Origin of the sequence: Streptomyces canus (genome assembly GCF_030816965.1) — a bacterium.
GTDB classification, from domain to species: domain Bacteria; phylum Actinomycetota; class Actinomycetes; order Streptomycetales; family Streptomycetaceae; genus Streptomyces; species Streptomyces canus_E.
Genome location: NZ_JAUSYQ010000002.1, coordinates 5,083,479 through 5,099,605, shown reverse-complemented (window position 1 = coordinate 5,099,605; position 16,127 = coordinate 5,083,479). Strand labels below are relative to the sequence as shown.

The following is a 16,127-nucleotide window of genomic DNA, read 5'->3' as shown; positions in this document are numbered from 1 at the left end:
TCCTGAATGTGCAGGTATAAAGGAGAGCGTGCCCGTGAGTCTCCGGAGCAGACCTTGTGCAGGTCCGGATGGCGAGTCTGTGCACGTTTAATGGAGGCGCTCGGAGAGGCCCGGGCCACGTACCCTCTTCTGTTGTGCCGAACGCCAACAAAGACAACCTCAGTGCTCCGAGCCAGGTGCAGGACCGCGCGGTGAAGGAACCGCTTGAGGTCGCACCTGTCGCCGACGACCTCGCCCGCCGCTTCCAGGAGGCCGGGTTCTCACTCGCCCTGGTCGGCGGTTCGGTCCGGGACGCACTGCTCGGGCGGCTCGGCAACGACCTGGACTTCACGACCGACGCCCGCCCCCAGGACGTTCTGAAGATTGTTCGGCCTTGGGCGGACGCCGTGTGGGAGGTAGGGATCGCCTTCGGAACCGTGGGGGCGCAGAAGGACGGCTACCAGATCGAGGTGACCACCTACCGGTCCGAGGCGTACGACCGGACCTCGCGCAAGCCCGAGGTGTCGTACGGCGACTCCATCGAGGAGGACCTCGTCCGTCGTGACTTCACCGTGAACGCGATGGCCGTAGCTCTCCCCGAGAAGAAGTTCATCGACCCCCATGGCGGCCTCGACGACCTCGGGGCGCGTGTGCTGCGGACGCCAGGCACTCCGGAAGCGTCTTTCTCGGACGACCCGCTGCGGATGATGCGGGCTGCGCGTTTCGCGGCGCAGCTCGACTTCGAGGTGGCGCCCGAGGTGGTCACCGCGATGACGGAGATGTCCGGGCGTCTGGAGATCGTCTCCGCCGAGCGGGTGCGGGACGAGCTGAACAAGCTCGTCCTGTCCGCCCATCCCCGCAAGGGCCTGACGCTGCTGGTCGACACAGGGCTTGCTGAGCATGTGCTGCCCGAGCTTCCGGCCCTGCGCCTGGAGAGCGACGAGCACCACCGGCACAAGGACGTCTACGAGCACACGCTGATTGTCCTGGAGCAGGCCATCGCGCTGGAGAAGGAAGGACCCGACCTGACCCTCCGCCTGGCCGCACTGCTCCACGACATCGGCAAGCCGCGCACCCGCCGCTTCGAAAAGGACGGCCGGGTCTCGTTCCACCACCACGAAGTGGTCGGGGCGAAGATGACCAAGAAGCGGATGACGGCGCTCAAGTACTCCAACGAGCTGGTGAAGGACGTCTCGAGGCTCGTTGAACTCCATCTGCGTTTCCACGGGTACGGCACCGGAGAGTGGACGGACTCGGCGGTTCGCCGCTATGTGAGGGACGCGGGTCCGCTGCTCGACCGGCTCCATAAGTTGACCCGCTCGGACTGCACGACCCGGAACAAGCGCAAGGCGGCCGCGCTGTCGCGTGCGTACGACGGTCTGGAGGAGCGGATCTCCCAGCTTCAGGAGCAGGAGGAGCTGGACTCGATCAGGCCCGACCTCGACGGCAACCAGATCATGGAAATCCTCGGTGTCGGGCCAGGACCTGCTGTGGGCCGTGCGTACAAGCACATGCTGGAGCTTCGTCTGGAGAACGGGCCGATGGGGCACGACGAAGCGGTGGCCGCGCTCAAGGAGTGGTGGGCCGCACAGGGCTGAGGCCGTGAAACGGGGTCATGTTTCACGTGAAACATGACCCCTGGCGCATAGAGGGGGCGGTGTTTCACGTGAAACATCGCCCCCTCATCGTTCCGCCGCCATCCGCCGTTCCTTCGTCATCGCCAGGGCGACCGCAGCATAGAGAACGGCGACCCCGATCACCAGGGTCACCGAGCGGCCATCCGGCGGCAGGATCAGGGCGGCTACGGCTGCGGCGCCCACGAAGGCGATGTTGAACAGGACGTCGTAGACGGAAAAGATCCGGCCCCGGAATCCGTCATCTACGGAGGACTGCACGATGGTGTCCGTGGCGATCTTCGCGCCTTGGGTGATCAGGCCCAGGACGAACGCCGCGATGAGTATCGGAGCGGTGTCGAAGGGGAGTCCGAGAGTGGGCTCCAGCACTGCGGCGGTCGCCGCACACACGGCGATCCAGCGCTCCGGTCCGAGTTTTCCTGCGGTCCAAGGGGTGATGACGGCGGCGACGAAGAAGCCGGCACCGGAGAGTCCCAATGCCACGCCCAGCAGGGCAAGTCCGTCGTCCGGATCGGACGCCAGGGCGTACCGGCAGAGCATCAGGACCATGACGAGCAGAGCGCCGTAGCAGAACCGCATGAGTGACATCGCGCCGAGCGCCCGGGCGGCCGACCGACGTGAGGGTGCGGCCAGGTGCCGTATACCGGCGACCAGGTCGCGGGCCGTTCCGGCGAGAGCCGTACCGAGGTGGGGCTTGATCAACCCACGGTCGGGGCCCAGCAGTTCGGGTGGCACGCGCAGCGCGGCGAGCGCGCCGCACAGGTACAGCCCCGCTCCCAGCAGCACCACGACTGCGTCGGAGTCGGCGACCACCAGTCGTACGACGAAGGCGAGGCCGCCGCCTGCGGTCGCGGCGAGAGTTCCGGCCGTCGGGGAGAGGGAGTTGGCGATCACCAGTCGTTCCTCGTCCACGACACGGGGCAGTGCGGCGGACAGGCCGGACAGAACGAAGCGGTTGACGGCGGTGACGCACAGGGCGGAGACGTAGAAGAGCCAGTCCGGGACGTGGCTGAGCATCAGGACGGCCGTCACCGAAGCCAGCAGGGCGCGCAAGAGGTTGCCGTAGAGGAAGACCTCACGGCGGCGCCAGCGGTCCAGGAGGACGCCGGCGAAGGGGCCCACCAAGGAGTAAGGGAGCAGCAGGACCGCCATCGCGGAGGCGATCGCCGCGGCCGAGGTTTGCTTCTCTGGGGAGAAGACGACGTAGGCGGCGAGCGCGATCTGGTAGACACCGTCCGCGCCCTGGGAGAGCAGGCGCACGGAGAGCAGACGCCGGAAGTCCCGGAAGCGCAGCAGGACCCGCAGATCACGCACGACGGACATGGGGCACAGCCTCACATACGGCGAGGGTCCCCGGGTGATACAACCCGGAGACCCTCTGTAGCCCTGGCAGGAGCGTTTTGAGTGAGCCTTAGCGCTCGACTTCACCCTTGATGAACTTCTCGACGTTCTCGCGGGCCTCGTCGTCGAAGTACTGGACCGGCGGGGACTTCATGAAGTAGCTGGAGGCCGACAGGATCGGGCCGCCGATACCGCGGTCCTTGGCGATCTTCGCGGCGCGCACGGCGTCGATGATGACACCGGCGGAGTTCGGGGAGTCCCAGACCTCGAGCTTGTACTCCAGGTTCAGCGGGACGTCGCCGAAGGCACGGCCCTCGAGGCGGACGTAGGCCCACTTGCGGTCGTCGAGCCACGCGACGTAGTCGGACGGGCCGATGTGGACGTTCTTCGCGCCCATGTCCCGGTCGGGGATCTGGGAGGTGACGGCCTGCGTCTTGGAGATCTTCTTGGACTCCAGGCGCTCGCGCTCCAGCATGTTCTTGAAGTCCATGTTGCCGCCGACGTTCAGCTGCATCGTGCGGTCCAGGACGACACCCCGGTCCTCGAACAGCTTCGCCATGACGCGGTGCGTGATGGTGGCGCCAACCTGGGACTTGATGTCGTCGCCGACGATCGGGACGCCCGCCTCGGTGAACTTGTCCGCCCACTCCTTGGTGCCGGCGATGAAGACCGGGAGGGCGTTGACGAAGGCGACCTTGGCGTCGATGGCGCACTGGGCGTAGAACTTCGCCGCGTCCTCGGAGCCGACGGGCAGGTAGCAGACGAGAACGTCGACCTGCCTGTCCTTGAGGATCTGGATGACGTCGACCGGGGCCTCGGCGGACTCCTCGATCGTCTCGCGATAGTACTTGCCGAGGCCGTCGAGGGTGTGGCCGCGCTGGACGGTCACACCGGTGTTCGGCACGTCGCAGATCTTGATGGTGTTGTTCTCGGAGGCGCCGATGGCGTCGGCGAGGTCGAGACCGACCTTCTTTGCGTCGACGTCGAACGCCGCGACGAACTCGACGTCACGCACGTGGTAGTCGCCGAACTGGACGTGCATCAGCCCGGGGACCTTGGCCGCCGGATCGGCGTCCTTGTAGTACTCGACTCCCTGAACCAGCGACGCGGCGCAGTTGCCCACGCCGACTACGGCTACGCGAACCGAACCCATTCCGGTTGCTCCCTGTGTGTACGAGTGAGGCCCTGGCAGGGACCTCACGTGGCGGTGTCGCCGGGCGTATCCGGACCGGGGGTGTCCCCGGTCCGGGGCAGGACGCCCGGCGCTCCCTCTGTGGTGTCGCGAGTGGGCTCTCCATGGCCGGGACCCTTCAGGTCCCGGCCGGCCCGCTCGCTTTCGATGAGCTCGTTCAGCCAGCGCACTTCGCGCTCCACGGACTCCATCCCGTGGCGCTGGAGCTCAAGCGTGTAGTCGTCGAGGCGCTCCCGGGTGCGTGCCAGCGAGGCACTCATCTTCTCCAGGCGTTCCTCGAGCCGGCTGCGGCGGCCTTCGAGGACTCGCATGCGGACGTCGCGCGAGGTCTGGCCGAAGAAGGCGAAACGAGCCGCGAAGTGCTCGTCCTCGTACGCGTCGGGACCCGTCTGCGAGAGCAGTTCCTCGAAGTGTTCCTTACCTTCCGCCGTCAACCGGTAGACGATCTTGGCGCGACGCCCTGCGAGTGGTGCGGCGAGGGCGTCCTCGGTGGTGTGCCCCGGTTCCTCGATCAACCAGCCGTTGGCGACCAGCGTCTTGAGGCAGGGGTAGAGCGTGCCGTAGCTGAACGCACGGAACACGCCCAGTGATGTATTGAGACGTTTGCGCAGCTCATAGCCGTGCATCGGGGACTCACGGAGCAGGCCGAGTACGGCGAATTCGAGGATCCCGGAACGCCGGCTCATCGTCGCCTCCTCGTCTCTATCTCGCACCGATGTATCGACTCGATACATCAAGACGATAGAACGCCCTTCCGGAAGCGACAAGTGGGGGGACGGTGAACGGGATCACATCAATGATTCATGCGCACCAAGTTGCCTGTTTTGGGGTGAACTTCGGGGCTCAGCTGGTTTTGACGGTGCGTAGTCTGTGCGGCATGCACACCACCGGGAACCGAGTGACGCCTGGGGGGCGTCGCTGTCCCGGTGCAGTACGGATGAATGCGGGACCGACCACATCCGTACTTCGGGGGGACCGGAAACCAGCCGCCGTTTCCAGGCGCGCAAAGGTGCGCCTGCCCGAGGAGTAGTCGTTCGATGAGCGAGCACCGTCGCAAACCGCCGCAGCCGCAGGGAGGCGGACGTGCCGCGGCCCGACGCGGCCAGTCCGGCTCGGCCTCCGGCCGCCGCGCGGCTCCGCGAGGCGCCACCGGGTCTCTTGCCGACTCCTATGGGACGAGTTCCCAAGAGTCGGATTCCTACGGTCCAGGAGGCGAGGATCGTCCGTACGGCGGCCGCGCGGAGGCCCGACGTGCGGCCCAGAGAAACACAGGCGCTGGTCGCCGCAGAGGGGCGGAGCCGGGCCGCGGAGGTCGGCGCGGCGCGCCGACCGGCCGAGGACGCGCGTCCGATCCGGGCAAGAAGCGGCTGATCGACTATCCACGGGCGGGCAAGTACGGTGCGGCGCGCTGGGTGCCGTCCTGGAAGCTGGTGACGGGCCTGTTCATCGGCTTCATCGGAGGCCTGGTCGCGATCGCCGGCGTCGGCTACGCGCTCGTGAGCGTTCCGAACGTCGCCGAGACCGCGACGTCGCAGAACAACGTCTACTACTGGTCCGACAAGACCGAGATGGTCTCCACCGGTGGTGAGACGAACCGACAGATCGTCAACCTCGCGCAGATCCCGAAGGCGATGCAGTACGCCGTCGTCTCGCAGGAGAACAAGACCTTCTACACCGACAGCGGCATCGACCCCAAGGGCATCGCCCGCGCCGTGTTCAACATGGCCAGGGGTGGCAACACCCAGGGTGGCTCCACCATCACCCAGCAGTACGTCAAGAACGCGCGCCTGGACGACCAGTCCCAGACCATCACCCGTAAGTTCAAGGAGATCTTCATCTCCGTCAAGGTGGGTGCCACGGTCAAGAAGGACGAGATCATGGCGGGCTACCTGAACTCCGCGTACTACGGTCGCAACGCCTACGGTATCCAGGCCGCCGCGCGCGCCTACTTCAACAAGGATGCCCAGAAGCTGAACCCGGGCGAGTGCGCCTTCTTGGCCGCGATGCTCAAGGGCGCCACGTACTACGACCCGGCGGGCTCGGAGTCCATCGACCCGGCGAACGCCACGCCCGAGGCCAACAGCAGGCGTGCTCTGGGGCAGATGCAGGACACCCTCGACAAGATGGTCGAGTACGGCCACCTCAGTGCGACGGAGCGGGCCAGGTACACCGCGCTTCCCAAGTGGCAGAACCCTCGGTCCAACACCCAGCTCAAGGGGCAGACCGGATATCTGGTCGACCTCGCAAAGGCCTACCTGATCAACAACAAGATCGTCAGTGCCGACAAGCTCCAGCAGGGCGGCTTCTCGATCTACACGACCTTCGACAAGAAGAAGGTCAAGGAACTCGAGGCAGCGGTCACCAAGGTCCGCAAGGAGAACATCGATCCCAAGAAGCGCCCGACGAAGGACACCTACGTCCAGTTCGGCGGGGCGTCCGTGGAGCCGTCCACCGGGGCGATCCGGGCCTGCTACGGAGGAGAGGACGCGACCACCCACTTCACCAACAACTGCGACTCGACCGGTGCCCAGGTCGGTTCGACGTTCAAGACGTTCGTGCTCGCCGCGGCGATGAAGTGGGGCGTGCGCGATCCGGATCTGGGCGAAAGCCAGGCGCAGGACGAGCGTACGGTCGTCAATGCAAAGAGCCTGTTCAGCGGCAAGAACGACCTCAAGATCAAGAACTACGACGGTTCGATCTGGAAGAACGAGGAGGACAAGGAGTGGCTCCAGGAGAACGACGGCAAGCAGTCCTACGGTTCTCCGCCCAAGTACCAGATCGACCTTCGTGAGGCGATGCGGGAGTCGGTGAACTCTGCCTTCGTGCAGCTCGGCATGGACGTCGGCCTGGACAAGGTGAAGGAGTCGGCCATGGACGCGGGCCTCAAGGAGAACAGCCTGGCCGGCACCAACTTCCCGTCTTTCTCCATTGGTATCTCCGACCCCAGCGCGATCCGGATGGCGGGCGCATACGCCACCTTCGCGGCCAGCGGTAAGCAGAACGAGCCGTACTCCGTCGAGAAGGTCACGAGCAAGGACGGCGACGTCTTCACGCACGAGGCGCAGCCCAGGCGGGCCTTCGAGAAGAAGGTCGCCGACAACGTCACCGATGTCCTCAAGACCGTGGTCGAGGACGGTACGGGTACCAACGCCCAGCTGACCGGCCGTGATGTGGCGGGCAAGACCGGTACCACCGACGGCAACAAGTCCGCCTGGTTCGTCGGGTACACCCCGCAGCTGTCCACGGCGATCACGATGTTCCGGCTGGACGACGACGAGACCAAGAAGAACCGAACCTTCTTGGAGATGTACGGAACAGGTGGCCAGGAGAAGATCCATGGTGCCTCGTTCCCGTCCGAGATCTGGCACGACTACATGGAGCAGGCACTGAAGGGCGAGAAGTCGATCCCCTTCCCGACGCCGGAGCCCATTGGCGAGATCCTCAACGACGAACCCAGCCCGACGCCCACTCCGACGCCCACTGAGACCGAGTCGCCCACCCCGACTCCGACCCCGACGCCCAGCCAGACGCTCATCACACCGTCCCCCACAGCGACCGAGACCTGCCGGTTCGACTGGCAGTGCGGCGACTCGGGTGGTACGTCCAACGGTGGCACCGACGGAGGTGTGACCTCGACGCCTACGGCCACATCGACGGACGTGAACGGCGGCAACACCAACGGCAATGGCAATGGGGGGCTCTTCGGCGGCTCAAGCGGTTAGTTGCCAAATGCCCCGTCGAGGGTGTTTCACGTGAAACATGGGCCGTCGCACCTACCAGGTGCGGCGGCCCTCGGCGTACTCCTAGCCTCGTACGGCAGGATGGGCCGCATGCCCAGTGCTGAATCGACGCCAACGAGCGTGCACGAGTCGGACCCAGTGCATCCGACCAAGGACGACGAGGTCTCCAGGAGCGGCAGCGAGTTCATCGGCGGCCCTCTAGGGCGACGTGCCCTGCTGGGGACGTCCTGGTGGACCCCCGTCCGGGTCATCGCGCTCGTGGCCATCGGCGTGTTCGCGCTGGGCCTGGTCCAGAAGGCGCCCTGCTACAACGGTGGGTGGTTCTTCGGCGCCAGCTCCCAGTACACCCATGCGTGCTACTCGGACATCCCGCACCTCTATCAGGGACGTGGCTTCGCCGACGGACTCGTCCCGTACTTCGACAAGCTCCCCGGCGACATGCAGTACCTCGAATACCCGGTGCTGACTGGTGTGTTCATGGAGGTCGCCGCCTGGCTGACGCCCGGCAGCGGCAGCATCCAGCACCAGGAGCAGTGGTACTGGATGGTCAACGCCGGGATGCTGATGGTGTGCGCGGCCATCATCGTCGTCTGCGTGAGCCGTACGCATGCCCGTCGGCCCTGGGACGGTCTGCTGGTCGCTCTGGCGCCCGCCTTCGCGTTGACGGCCACCATCAACTGGGACCTGCTGGCGGTCGCTCTGACGGCCTCCGCGATGCTGATGTGGGCGCGGGGGCGCTCGCTCGCCTTCGGCGTCCTCCTGGGGCTCGCCACGGCCGCCAAGCTCTACCCGATCTTCCTGCTGGGGCCACTGTTCGTGCTGTGCTGGCGGGCGGGCAAGTGGCGGGACTTCGGCAAGGCCCTGGGCGGCGCGGCGGTCTCCTGGCTCGTGGTGAACCTGCCGGTGATGTTCTTCGCCTTCGACGGCTGGTCGAAGTTCTACACGTTCAGCCAGGAGCGGGGCGTGGACTTCGGCTCCTTCTGGCTGATCCTGGCGCAGAACTCGACCGACCCGTTGAGCACCGACACCGTCAACACGCTTGCCACACTGTTGATGTTGCTGTCCTGCGCCGGTATCGCGGCGCTCACCCTGACCGCTCCGCGCCGGCCGCGTTTCGCCCAGCTCGCGTTCCTGATCGTCGCCGCGTTCATCCTCACCAACAAGGTCTACTCGCCGCAGTACGTTCTGTGGATGGTGCCGCTGGCTGTGCTGGCGCGGCCGAAGTGGCGGGACTTCCTCATCTGGCAGGCGTGCGAGGTGGCGTACTTCCTGGGGATCTGGCTGTACCTCGCGTACACGACCAGCGGCAACGCCCACAAGGGCCTGCCGACCGACGGCTATCACTGGGCCATCGGACTGCATCTCCTGGGCACGGCCTACCTGTGCGCGATGGTCCTGCGCGACATCCTCATGCCGGAACGGGACGTGGTACGGCGGGCCGGCGACGACGATCCCTCGGGCGGTGTGCTCGACGGAGCGGAGGACGTCTTCGTGTTCGGCCCCGCCGCCCATCCACCACGGCACGCGGCCCACTTCGACGGACCGCAGGTGGAGTGGGGCAACGACCGCGGAGCCGCCGACCGTTCGCTCTGAGCGAACAGGGCTAGCGGGGCGTACGCCGATTGGGCCATGTACGCGAAGGGCTGTGCACGGAAGCTTCCGTGCACAGCCCTTCGTCCGGTCCAGGGGGGCTGGGCGACCCGTTCTCACGGCGCTCAGCGGTCGTCTCGCGCCGCTCAGCGGTCGACGATCCGGTCGAACTGCGTGGTGGTGTGCCGCAGATGGGCCACCAGCTCCTCGCCGACCTTCGGTTCTGGGGCGTCCGAGGGCACGAACAGGATGGACACCTGCATGTGCGGCGGTTCGGCGAACCAGCGCTGCTTGCCGCCCCAGACGAAAGGAGAAAGGTTCCGGTTGACCGTGGCCAGACCGGCGCGGGCGACGCCCTTGGCGCGCGGCATGACGCCGTGCAGGGCCTTCGGAGCCTCCAGGCCCACGCCGTGCGACGTACCGCCGGCCACGACGACCAGGAAGCCGTCGGAGGCCGCCTTCTGCTGCCGGTAGCCGAAGCGGTCCCCCTTGGAGACGCGGGTGACGTCCAGGACGGCGCCGCGGTACTCGGTGGAGTCATGGTCCCCGAGCCACAACCGGGTCCCGATGCGCGCGCGGAACCGGGTCTGCGGGAACTGCTGCTGCAGCCGGGCGAGATCTTCGGCCTTGAGATGGCTGACGAACATGGTGTGCAGCGGCAGCCGGGCCGCGCGCAGCCGGTCCATCCAGCCGATGACCTCCTCGACGGCGTCCGAGCCGTCGGTGCGGTCCAGCGGCAGGTGGATCGCGAAGCCCTCGAGGCGCACGTTCTCTATGGCGGCGTGCAGCTGCGGCAGATCCTGCTCGCTGATGCCGTGCCGTTTCATCGAGGACATCACCTCGATGACCACGCGGGCGCCCACGAGGCCGTAGACCCCGTCGATCGACGACACCGAGCGGATCACCCGGTCGGGCAGCGGTACGGGCTCCTCGCCTCGTCGGTACGGCGTCAGCACCAGCAGGTCACCGCCGAACCAGTCCTTGATCCGCGCGGCCTCGTAGGTCGTGCCGACGGCGAGGACGTCCGAGCCCAGCCGGGTGGCCTCCTCCGCCAGCCGCTCGTGCCCGAAGCCATAGCCGTTGCCCTTGCAGACCGGGACGAGCCCTGGGAACTGCTCCTGCACGTGCTTGTGGTGCGCCCGCCAGCGCGCGGTGTCGACGTAGAGCGTGAGCGCCATGGCCGGACCCGGAACCTTTCTAGTGGCTGCGGTGTATCAGAGGTATGGGAGCTATTGAAGCGAAGATCGCGACGTCAGCGGCGCGACATGTAGATGTCGAGCGCCTTGTGGAGCAGCTTGTTGAGCGGGAAGTCCCACTCGCCGAGGTACTCGGCGGCCTGGCCGCCCGTGCCCACCTTGAACTGGATCAGGCCGAAGAGGTGATCGGTCTCGTCCAGCGAGTCGGAGATCCCCCGCAGGTCGTAGACGGTCGCGCCGAGCGCGTAGGCGTCACGCAGCATCCGCCACTGCATCGCGTTCGAGGGCCGGACCTCGCGGCCGATGTTGTCGGAGGCGCCGTAGGAGTACCAGACGTGCCCGCCGACGATCAGCATGGTCGCCGCCGAGAGGTTCACGCCCTCGTGCCGGGCGAAGTACAGCCGCATCCGGTTGGGGTCCTCGGTGTTGAGGGCCGTCCACATGCGCTGGAAGTACGACAGCGGGCGGGGCCGGAAGTGGTCGCGCACCGCGGTGATCTCGTACAGCCGCTGCCATTCCTCGAGGTCCTGGTAACCGCCCTGGACGACCTCGACACCGGCCTTCTCGGCCTTCTTGATGTTGCGGCGCCACAGCTGGTTGAAGTTCTTGTGCACCTCTTCCAGGGACCGGTTGGCGAGTGGCACCTGGTAGACGTAGCGGGGCTGCACGTCACCGAAGCCGGCTCCCCCGTCCTCGCCCTGCTGCCAGCCCATGCGGCGCAGCTTGTCGGCGACCTCGAAGGCGCGCGGTTCGATGAAGTCGGCCTCGATGTCGCGAAGGCGCTTGACGTCCGGGTTCTGGATGCCCGCCTTGATGGAGGTGGCCTCCCAGCGCCGGATGATCACCGGCGGACCCATCTTCACGGAGAAGGCGCCCTGGTGCTTGAGGTGCGCGAGCATCGGTTCCAGCCACTCGGTCAGATTCGGCGCGAACCAGTTGATGACCGGGCCCTCGGGCAGATAGGCGAGATAGCGCTTGATCTTGGGCAGCTGACGGTAGAGGACGAGACCCGCGCCGACCAGCTCCCCTGTGCGCTCGTCGAACCAGCCGAGGCTCTCGGAGCGCCACTCCGCCTTGACGTCTGCCCAGGCCGGAACCTGCATGTGGCTCGCCGACGGCAGGCTCTGGATGTATGCCAGATGCTGCTCGCGACTGATCGTCCTCAGGGTCAGGCTCATTCGGGGCGCTCCTCGGGCTGGTGTGTCCCCATGGATACAGGGGCTCCGGCTCTCGCGCCGAAGCCTACTGCGCCTTGCGGGCGCCCTGACTGGGCGTACGGAACCTGCGCCCCGGCTCTTGGGCCGCCGAGGCGTAACGCGGTGCTTTGGTTGGTGTCAGGGGACCGTGCCCGTGGCGTCAGCTAGAAGAGCCCACCGAAAAGGCCGCCGTGCGCCATGCCGAGGAAGAAGCCGACCGCGGACGCGCCGAGACCGAGGATCAGCCCGAAGCGCTCGCGGGTCGTCTCCGAGATCCACTGGCCGTAAGCGCCGGTGAGGATGCCCACCAGGCCGGTCCAGGAGCTGAGCAGGTGCAGGTTGTGGAACATCGCCGTGACGAACGCCGTGACGCCCAGCACCAGGGTCACCGCGAGCAGCGTGTCCTGGAGGGGGTGGGGCTTTCCGTCCGTGGCGAAAAGGCCTCCGGCGGTGTTGGGTCGCATTGCCTGTGCCATAGGGCACCTCCTGCGGAAGACGGCGCACGGTAGCGCCATACACACCCGATGTGTACAGAGTGACCGCCTCCGGGGCCGGATTTCAACCGGAAGCCGGTGTGCGGGTAGTCTGTACCGTCTGCACGGTGTCTGCCCATGTCACGACCGGGACTACCGCGAGGAAGCCCCGATTGTCAGTGGCGGCCGATACCGTTGCGTACGCATCACAACCCTCCTGCCACGGAACGACCGTGGCCGTTGAGTCCAAAGGAGGTGGGTTCCACATGCGTCACTACGAGGTGATGGTCATCCTCGACCCCGATCTGGAGGAGCGCGCTGTCGCCCCCCTGATCGAGAACTTCCTCTCCGTCGTCCGTGAGGGCAACGGCAAGGTGGAGAAGGTCGACACCTGGGGCCGTCGTCGGCTCTCGTACGAGATCAAGAAGAAGCCCGAGGGCATCTACTCGGTCATCGACCTGCAGGCCGAGCCTGCGGTCGTCAAGGAGCTCGACCGCCAGCTGAACCTGAACGAGTCGGTCCTCCGGACCAAGGTCCTCCGCCCCGAGACCCACTGAGCTTTCCCGCTCAGCTGATCTCGGGATTCGAGTAGCAGCAACCAAGCAGCCAGAGCAGCAAACCCGCCGAGAGGTTCCCCATGGCAGGCGAGACCGTCATCACGGTCGTCGGCAATCTTGTCGATGACCCCGAGCTGCGCTTCACCCCTTCCGGTGCGGCGGTCGCGAAGTTCCGTGTCGCGTCCACCCCCCGCACCTTCGACCGCCAGACGAACGAGTGGAAGGACGGCGAAAGCCTGTTCCTGACCTGCTCGGTCTGGCGTCAGGCGGCGGAGAACGTCGCCGAGTCGCTCCAGCGAGGCATGCGCGTCATTGTGCAGGGCCGGCTGAAGCAGCGGTCCTACGAGGACCGTGAGGGCGTCAAGCGCACGGTCTACGAGCTGGACGTCGAGGAAGTCGGCGCCAGCCTGCGCAGTGCCACGGCCAAGGTCACCAAGACGGCCGGCGGAGCCGGGCGGGGTGGCCAGGGCGGTTACAGCGGTGGCGGTGGCGGCCAGGGTGGCGGCGGCTGGGGTGGAAACTCCGGCGGCGGCCAGCAGGGCGGCGCTGCTCCCGCGGACGACCCGTGGGCGACCGGCGCTCCCGCCGGTGGCGGCCAGGGCGGCGGTGGTGGCGGCGGCTGGGGTGGAAACTCCGGCGGCGGCCAGCAGGGCGGCGGCTACTCGGACGAACCCCCCTTCTAGGCCTCTGGCCGGAGGGTGGGTCGTACCCACACTTCTTGATCACACAGGAGAAACACCATGGCGAAGCCGCCTGTGCGCAAGCCTAAGAAGAAGGTCTGCGCTTTTTGCAAGGACAAGGTCACGTACGTGGACTACAAGGACACGAACATGCTGCGGAAGTTCATTTCCGACCGCGGCAAGATCCGTGCCCGCCGCGTGACCGGCAACTGCACGCAGCACCAGCGTGACGTCGCCACGGCCGTCAAGAACAGCCGTGAGATGGCGCTGCTGCCCTACACCTCCACCGCGCGATAAGGGAAGGGTGACCGACTAATGAAGATCATCCTCACCCATGAGGTTTCTGGCCTCGGTGCCGCGGGCGACGTCGTCGACGTCAAGGACGGTTACGCTCGCAACTACCTGATCCCGCGGAACTTCGCGATCCGTTGGACCAAGGGTGGCGAGAAGGACGTCGAGCAGATCCGTCGTGCTCGCAAGATCCACGAGATCCAGACCATCGAGCAGGCCAACCAGGTGAAGGCCCAGCTCGAGGGTGTCAAGGTCCGCCTGGCCGTCCGCTCCGGCGACGCCGGTCGTCTCTTCGGTTCCGTCACTCCGGCCGACATCGCTTCCGCGATCAAGGCTTCCGGTGGCCCCGAGGTCGACAAGCGCCGCATCGAGCTGGGCTCGCCGATCAAGACTCTGGGCGCCCACGAGACATCCGTGCGTCTGCACCCCGAGGTTGCCGCCAAGGTCAACATCGAGGTCGTCGCAGCCTGATCGCTGCGTCTGGCTTGAGCAGCTTTGGCTGGTCAGCTGAGAAGGGGCCGCACCCGCTGGGGTGCGGCCCCTTCTGCCTGCTGGCGACCGGGGTGCGGCCATGTTTCACGTGAAACGGTCAACGCGGCCGCTGGGGTGTGTTTCACGTGAAACGGTCAGCGTGTAGCACCTGTCACCAGCCAGCGACCCGAGCGGGACCGCAGCCACAACGTCAGCATTCGTACCGTCATCATCAGGGTCATGGCGGCCCAGAGAGTCGTCAGTCCACCGCCCAGCGTGGGGACGAGCAGGGCGACCGGGGCGAAGACCACCAAAGTCAGGATCATCGCCTTGGCCAGGTAGGGGCCATCTCCGGCACCCATGAGTACGCCGTCCAGAACGAAGACGACACCGCAGATCGGCTGGGAGAGAGCCACGATCACCAGAGCGGGCAGCGCGGCGTCCTTGACTGTGGAGTCACCGGTGAACAAGGGGAGGAACAACGGTCGGGAGAGTATGACCAGTACGCCGAGAGCGACTCCGACCGCGATCCCCCACTCCACCATCCGACGGCATGCCTGGCGGGCACCGTCGGTGTCATCGGCACCCAGGTAGCGTCCGATGATGGCCTGCCCGGCGATGGCAATGGCGTCGAGGGCGAAGGCGAGCAGGCTCCACAGGGACAGGATGATTTGGTGGGCGGCGATGTCGGCGTCACCCAGGCGAGCTGCGACAGCCGTGGCAATCATCAGGATGGATCTCAGGGAGAGAGTGCGGACCAGCAGAGGCACGCCGGCTTGGGCGGAGGCTCTGATCCCCAAGGCGTCGGGGCGCAGGGAGGCGCCGTGCCTGCGGGCCCCGCGAACGACAACTACGAGATAGGCGGCGGCCATGCCGCATTGAGCGATGACCGTGCCCCAGGCGGAGCCGGCGATGCCGAGGTCGGCGCCGTAGACGAGGCCTGCGTTGAGGACGGCGTTGGCTACGAAGCCGGCAATGGCCACGTAGAGCGGGGTCCTGGTGTCCTGCAGTCCGCGGAGCACCCCGGTCGAAGCGAGCACGACCAGCATGGCCGGGATGCCGAGGGCCGAGATCCGCAGGTAGGTGGTCGCGTACGGGGCCGCTGTGTCGGAGGCACCGAAGAGTTCCACGATCGACGGAGCAGTAGGCAGGACGACGGCGATGACGGCAGCACCGAGCAGCAGTGCCAGCCAGATGCCGTCCATGCCCTGACGGATGGCGGCCTGGAGGTCTCCGGCACCCACGCGGCGGGCGACGGCGGCGGTGGTGGCGTAGGCGAGGAAGACGAAGACGCTGACAGCTGTCGTGAGAAGGGCAGAGGCGATGCCGAGACCGGCGAGTTGGGCAGTGCCCAGATGGCCGACGATCGCGCTGTCGACCATGACGAAGAGAGGCTCGGCGACGAGCGCGCCGAAGGCCGGAACGGCGAGTGCGACGATCTCGCGGTCGTGCTGTCGACGGGTGGCCTTGGGGATCGCGGACGCCTGTGTCATGTGCACCAATCTAATCGTCCACAGGTAAGAGATGCAACGGAGATTAGACCCTTACTCGTGTTCGGGAGGGGTGCGCCGCTGTGTACAGTTCGAACTGATCTTGAGCCGACCGGGAAAGTTTTTCTTCTGCACAGCCGGTGGACGGCGAAGGTGCAGGTCAAGTGGCCTCTTTCAGGATGAGAAGCAGCTTGTTCACAGGCCTGTCCACCGAGTCGTGCACAGGTTTTGCGGAGTTCTCCACAGCATCCGGGCCGTCGTCCACATGGCCTGTGGATAACCAGATTGGCTGACGGT

The 16,127-nt window shown here is 66.5% G+C and carries 14 protein-coding genes; 7 read left to right on the top strand and 7 right to left on the bottom strand.

Annotation, left to right across the window (positions count from 1 at the left end):
* Positions 1-134: 134 nt before the first annotated feature.
* Positions 135-1,577, top strand: coding sequence for a CCA tRNA nucleotidyltransferase (locus QF027_RS24485; protein WP_307077079.1), 1,443 nt, complete (start codon positions 135-137; stop codon positions 1,575-1,577).
* Between the two features lie 84 nt (positions 1,578-1,661).
* On the opposite strand, the gene QF027_RS24480 is transcribed toward QF027_RS24485, so the two are convergent.
* The 3 genes from QF027_RS24480 to QF027_RS24470 all read right to left on the bottom strand — a co-directional run bounded on the left by QF027_RS24480 (position 1,662) and on the right by QF027_RS24470 (position 4,832).
* On the bottom strand, positions 1,662-2,936 hold the full coding sequence (locus tag QF027_RS24480) for an MFS transporter (RefSeq protein WP_306978939.1): 1,275 nt from the start codon (positions 2,934-2,936) through the stop codon (positions 1,662-1,664).
* Positions 2,937-3,024: 88 nt separating this feature from the next.
* Entirely contained in the window at positions 3,025-4,107 is a 1,083-nt protein-coding gene (locus QF027_RS24475) for an inositol-3-phosphate synthase (RefSeq protein ID WP_306978941.1), read from the bottom strand.
* Positions 4,108-4,151: 44 nt separating this feature from the next.
* Positions 4,152-4,832 (bottom strand): PadR family transcriptional regulator, encoded by a 681-nt coding sequence (locus tag QF027_RS24470; protein WP_069759551.1) that lies wholly within the window; start codon positions 4,830-4,832, stop codon positions 4,152-4,154.
* A 351-nt stretch (positions 4,833-5,183) separates the two neighbouring features.
* On the opposite strand from QF027_RS24470, the gene QF027_RS24465 reads away from it, so the two are divergent.
* Both QF027_RS24465 and QF027_RS24460 read left to right on the top strand, forming a co-directional pair.
* Complete coding sequence (locus tag QF027_RS24465) at positions 5,184-7,868, top strand: transglycosylase domain-containing protein (RefSeq protein ID WP_306978950.1); 2,685 nt, start codon at positions 5,184-5,186, stop codon at positions 7,866-7,868.
* Between the two features lie 108 nt (positions 7,869-7,976).
* On the top strand, positions 7,977-9,479 hold the full coding sequence (locus QF027_RS24460; RefSeq protein WP_306978952.1) for a glycosyltransferase family 87 protein: 1,503 nt from the start codon (positions 7,977-7,979) through the stop codon (positions 9,477-9,479).
* 143 nt (positions 9,480-9,622) lie between these two features.
* Here the strand turns inward: QF027_RS24460 and QF027_RS24455 are convergent, their stop codons facing one another.
* The 3 genes from QF027_RS24455 to QF027_RS24445 all read right to left on the bottom strand — a co-directional run bounded on the left by QF027_RS24455 (position 9,623) and on the right by QF027_RS24445 (position 12,344).
* Positions 9,623-10,654, bottom strand: a complete 1,032-nt coding sequence (locus tag QF027_RS24455) for an alanine racemase (protein ID WP_053846236.1) — start codon at positions 10,652-10,654, stop codon at positions 9,623-9,625.
* Between the two features lie 74 nt (positions 10,655-10,728).
* On the bottom strand, positions 10,729-11,850 hold the full coding sequence (gene femX, locus QF027_RS24450) for a peptidoglycan bridge formation glycyltransferase FemX (protein ID WP_123761879.1): 1,122 nt from the start codon (positions 11,848-11,850) through the stop codon (positions 10,729-10,731).
* Between the two features lie 182 nt (positions 11,851-12,032).
* A complete protein-coding gene (locus tag QF027_RS24445; RefSeq protein ID WP_306978957.1) occupies positions 12,033-12,344 on the bottom strand; it encodes a hypothetical protein in 312 nt (103 codons plus the stop codon).
* A 263-nt stretch (positions 12,345-12,607) separates the two neighbouring features.
* On the opposite strand from QF027_RS24445, the gene rpsF reads away from it, so the two are divergent.
* The 4 genes from rpsF to rplI all read left to right on the top strand — a co-directional run bounded on the left by rpsF (position 12,608) and on the right by rplI (position 14,340).
* Entirely contained in the window at positions 12,608-12,898 is a 291-nt protein-coding gene (rpsF, locus tag QF027_RS24440; protein WP_007383258.1) for a 30S ribosomal protein S6, read from the top strand.
* Between the two features lie 80 nt (positions 12,899-12,978).
* Positions 12,979-13,581 (top strand): single-stranded DNA-binding protein, encoded by a 603-nt coding sequence (locus QF027_RS24435; RefSeq protein WP_306978959.1) that lies wholly within the window; start codon positions 12,979-12,981, stop codon positions 13,579-13,581.
* A gap of 57 nt (positions 13,582-13,638) precedes the next feature.
* Positions 13,639-13,875, top strand: a complete 237-nt coding sequence (rpsR, locus tag QF027_RS24430) for a 30S ribosomal protein S18 (RefSeq protein ID WP_003949403.1) — start codon at positions 13,639-13,641, stop codon at positions 13,873-13,875.
* 18 nt (positions 13,876-13,893) lie between these two features.
* A complete protein-coding gene (rplI, locus tag QF027_RS24425; protein ID WP_020134131.1) occupies positions 13,894-14,340 on the top strand; it encodes a 50S ribosomal protein L9 in 447 nt (148 codons plus the stop codon).
* 155 nt (positions 14,341-14,495) lie between these two features.
* Here rplI and QF027_RS24420 read toward each other — a convergent pair whose 3' ends face one another.
* Positions 14,496-15,833, bottom strand: a complete 1,338-nt coding sequence (locus QF027_RS24420) for an MATE family efflux transporter (protein ID WP_307077075.1) — start codon at positions 15,831-15,833, stop codon at positions 14,496-14,498.
* Positions 15,834-16,127: the final 294 nt, after the last annotated feature.

Excerpts from the sequence above, each read along its gene's own strand:
- QF027_RS24475 (WP_306978941.1), bottom strand. The coding sequence starts at position 4,107 with ATGGGTTCGGTTCGCGTAGCCGTAGTCGGCGTGGGCAACTGCGCCGCG.
- QF027_RS24460 (WP_306978952.1), top strand. The coding sequence starts at position 7,977 with ATGCCCAGTGCTGAATCGACGCCAACGAGCGTGCACGAGTCGGACCCA.
- QF027_RS24445 (WP_306978957.1), bottom strand. The coding sequence starts at position 12,344 with ATGGCACAGGCAATGCGACCCAACACCGCCGGAGGCCTTTTCGCCACG.
- QF027_RS24470 (WP_069759551.1), bottom strand. The coding sequence starts at position 4,832 with ATGAGCCGGCGTTCCGGGATCCTCGAATTCGCCGTACTCGGCCTGCTC.
- QF027_RS24435 (WP_306978959.1), top strand. The coding sequence starts at position 12,979 with ATGGCAGGCGAGACCGTCATCACGGTCGTCGGCAATCTTGTCGATGAC.
- QF027_RS24420 (WP_307077075.1), bottom strand. The coding sequence starts at position 15,833 with ATGACACAGGCGTCCGCGATCCCCAAGGCCACCCGTCGACAGCACGAC.
- QF027_RS24465 (WP_306978950.1), top strand. The coding sequence starts at position 5,184 with ATGAGCGAGCACCGTCGCAAACCGCCGCAGCCGCAGGGAGGCGGACGT.
- rplI (WP_020134131.1), top strand. The coding sequence starts at position 13,894 with ATGAAGATCATCCTCACCCATGAGGTTTCTGGCCTCGGTGCCGCGGGC.
- QF027_RS24455 (WP_053846236.1), bottom strand. The coding sequence starts at position 10,654 with ATGGCGCTCACGCTCTACGTCGACACCGCGCGCTGGCGGGCGCACCAC.
- rpsR (WP_003949403.1), top strand. The coding sequence starts at position 13,639 with ATGGCGAAGCCGCCTGTGCGCAAGCCTAAGAAGAAGGTCTGCGCTTTT.
- QF027_RS24480 (WP_306978939.1), bottom strand. The coding sequence starts at position 2,936 with ATGTCCGTCGTGCGTGATCTGCGGGTCCTGCTGCGCTTCCGGGACTTC.
- rpsF (WP_007383258.1), top strand. The coding sequence starts at position 12,608 with ATGCGTCACTACGAGGTGATGGTCATCCTCGACCCCGATCTGGAGGAG.
- femX (WP_123761879.1), bottom strand. The coding sequence starts at position 11,850 with ATGAGCCTGACCCTGAGGACGATCAGTCGCGAGCAGCATCTGGCATAC.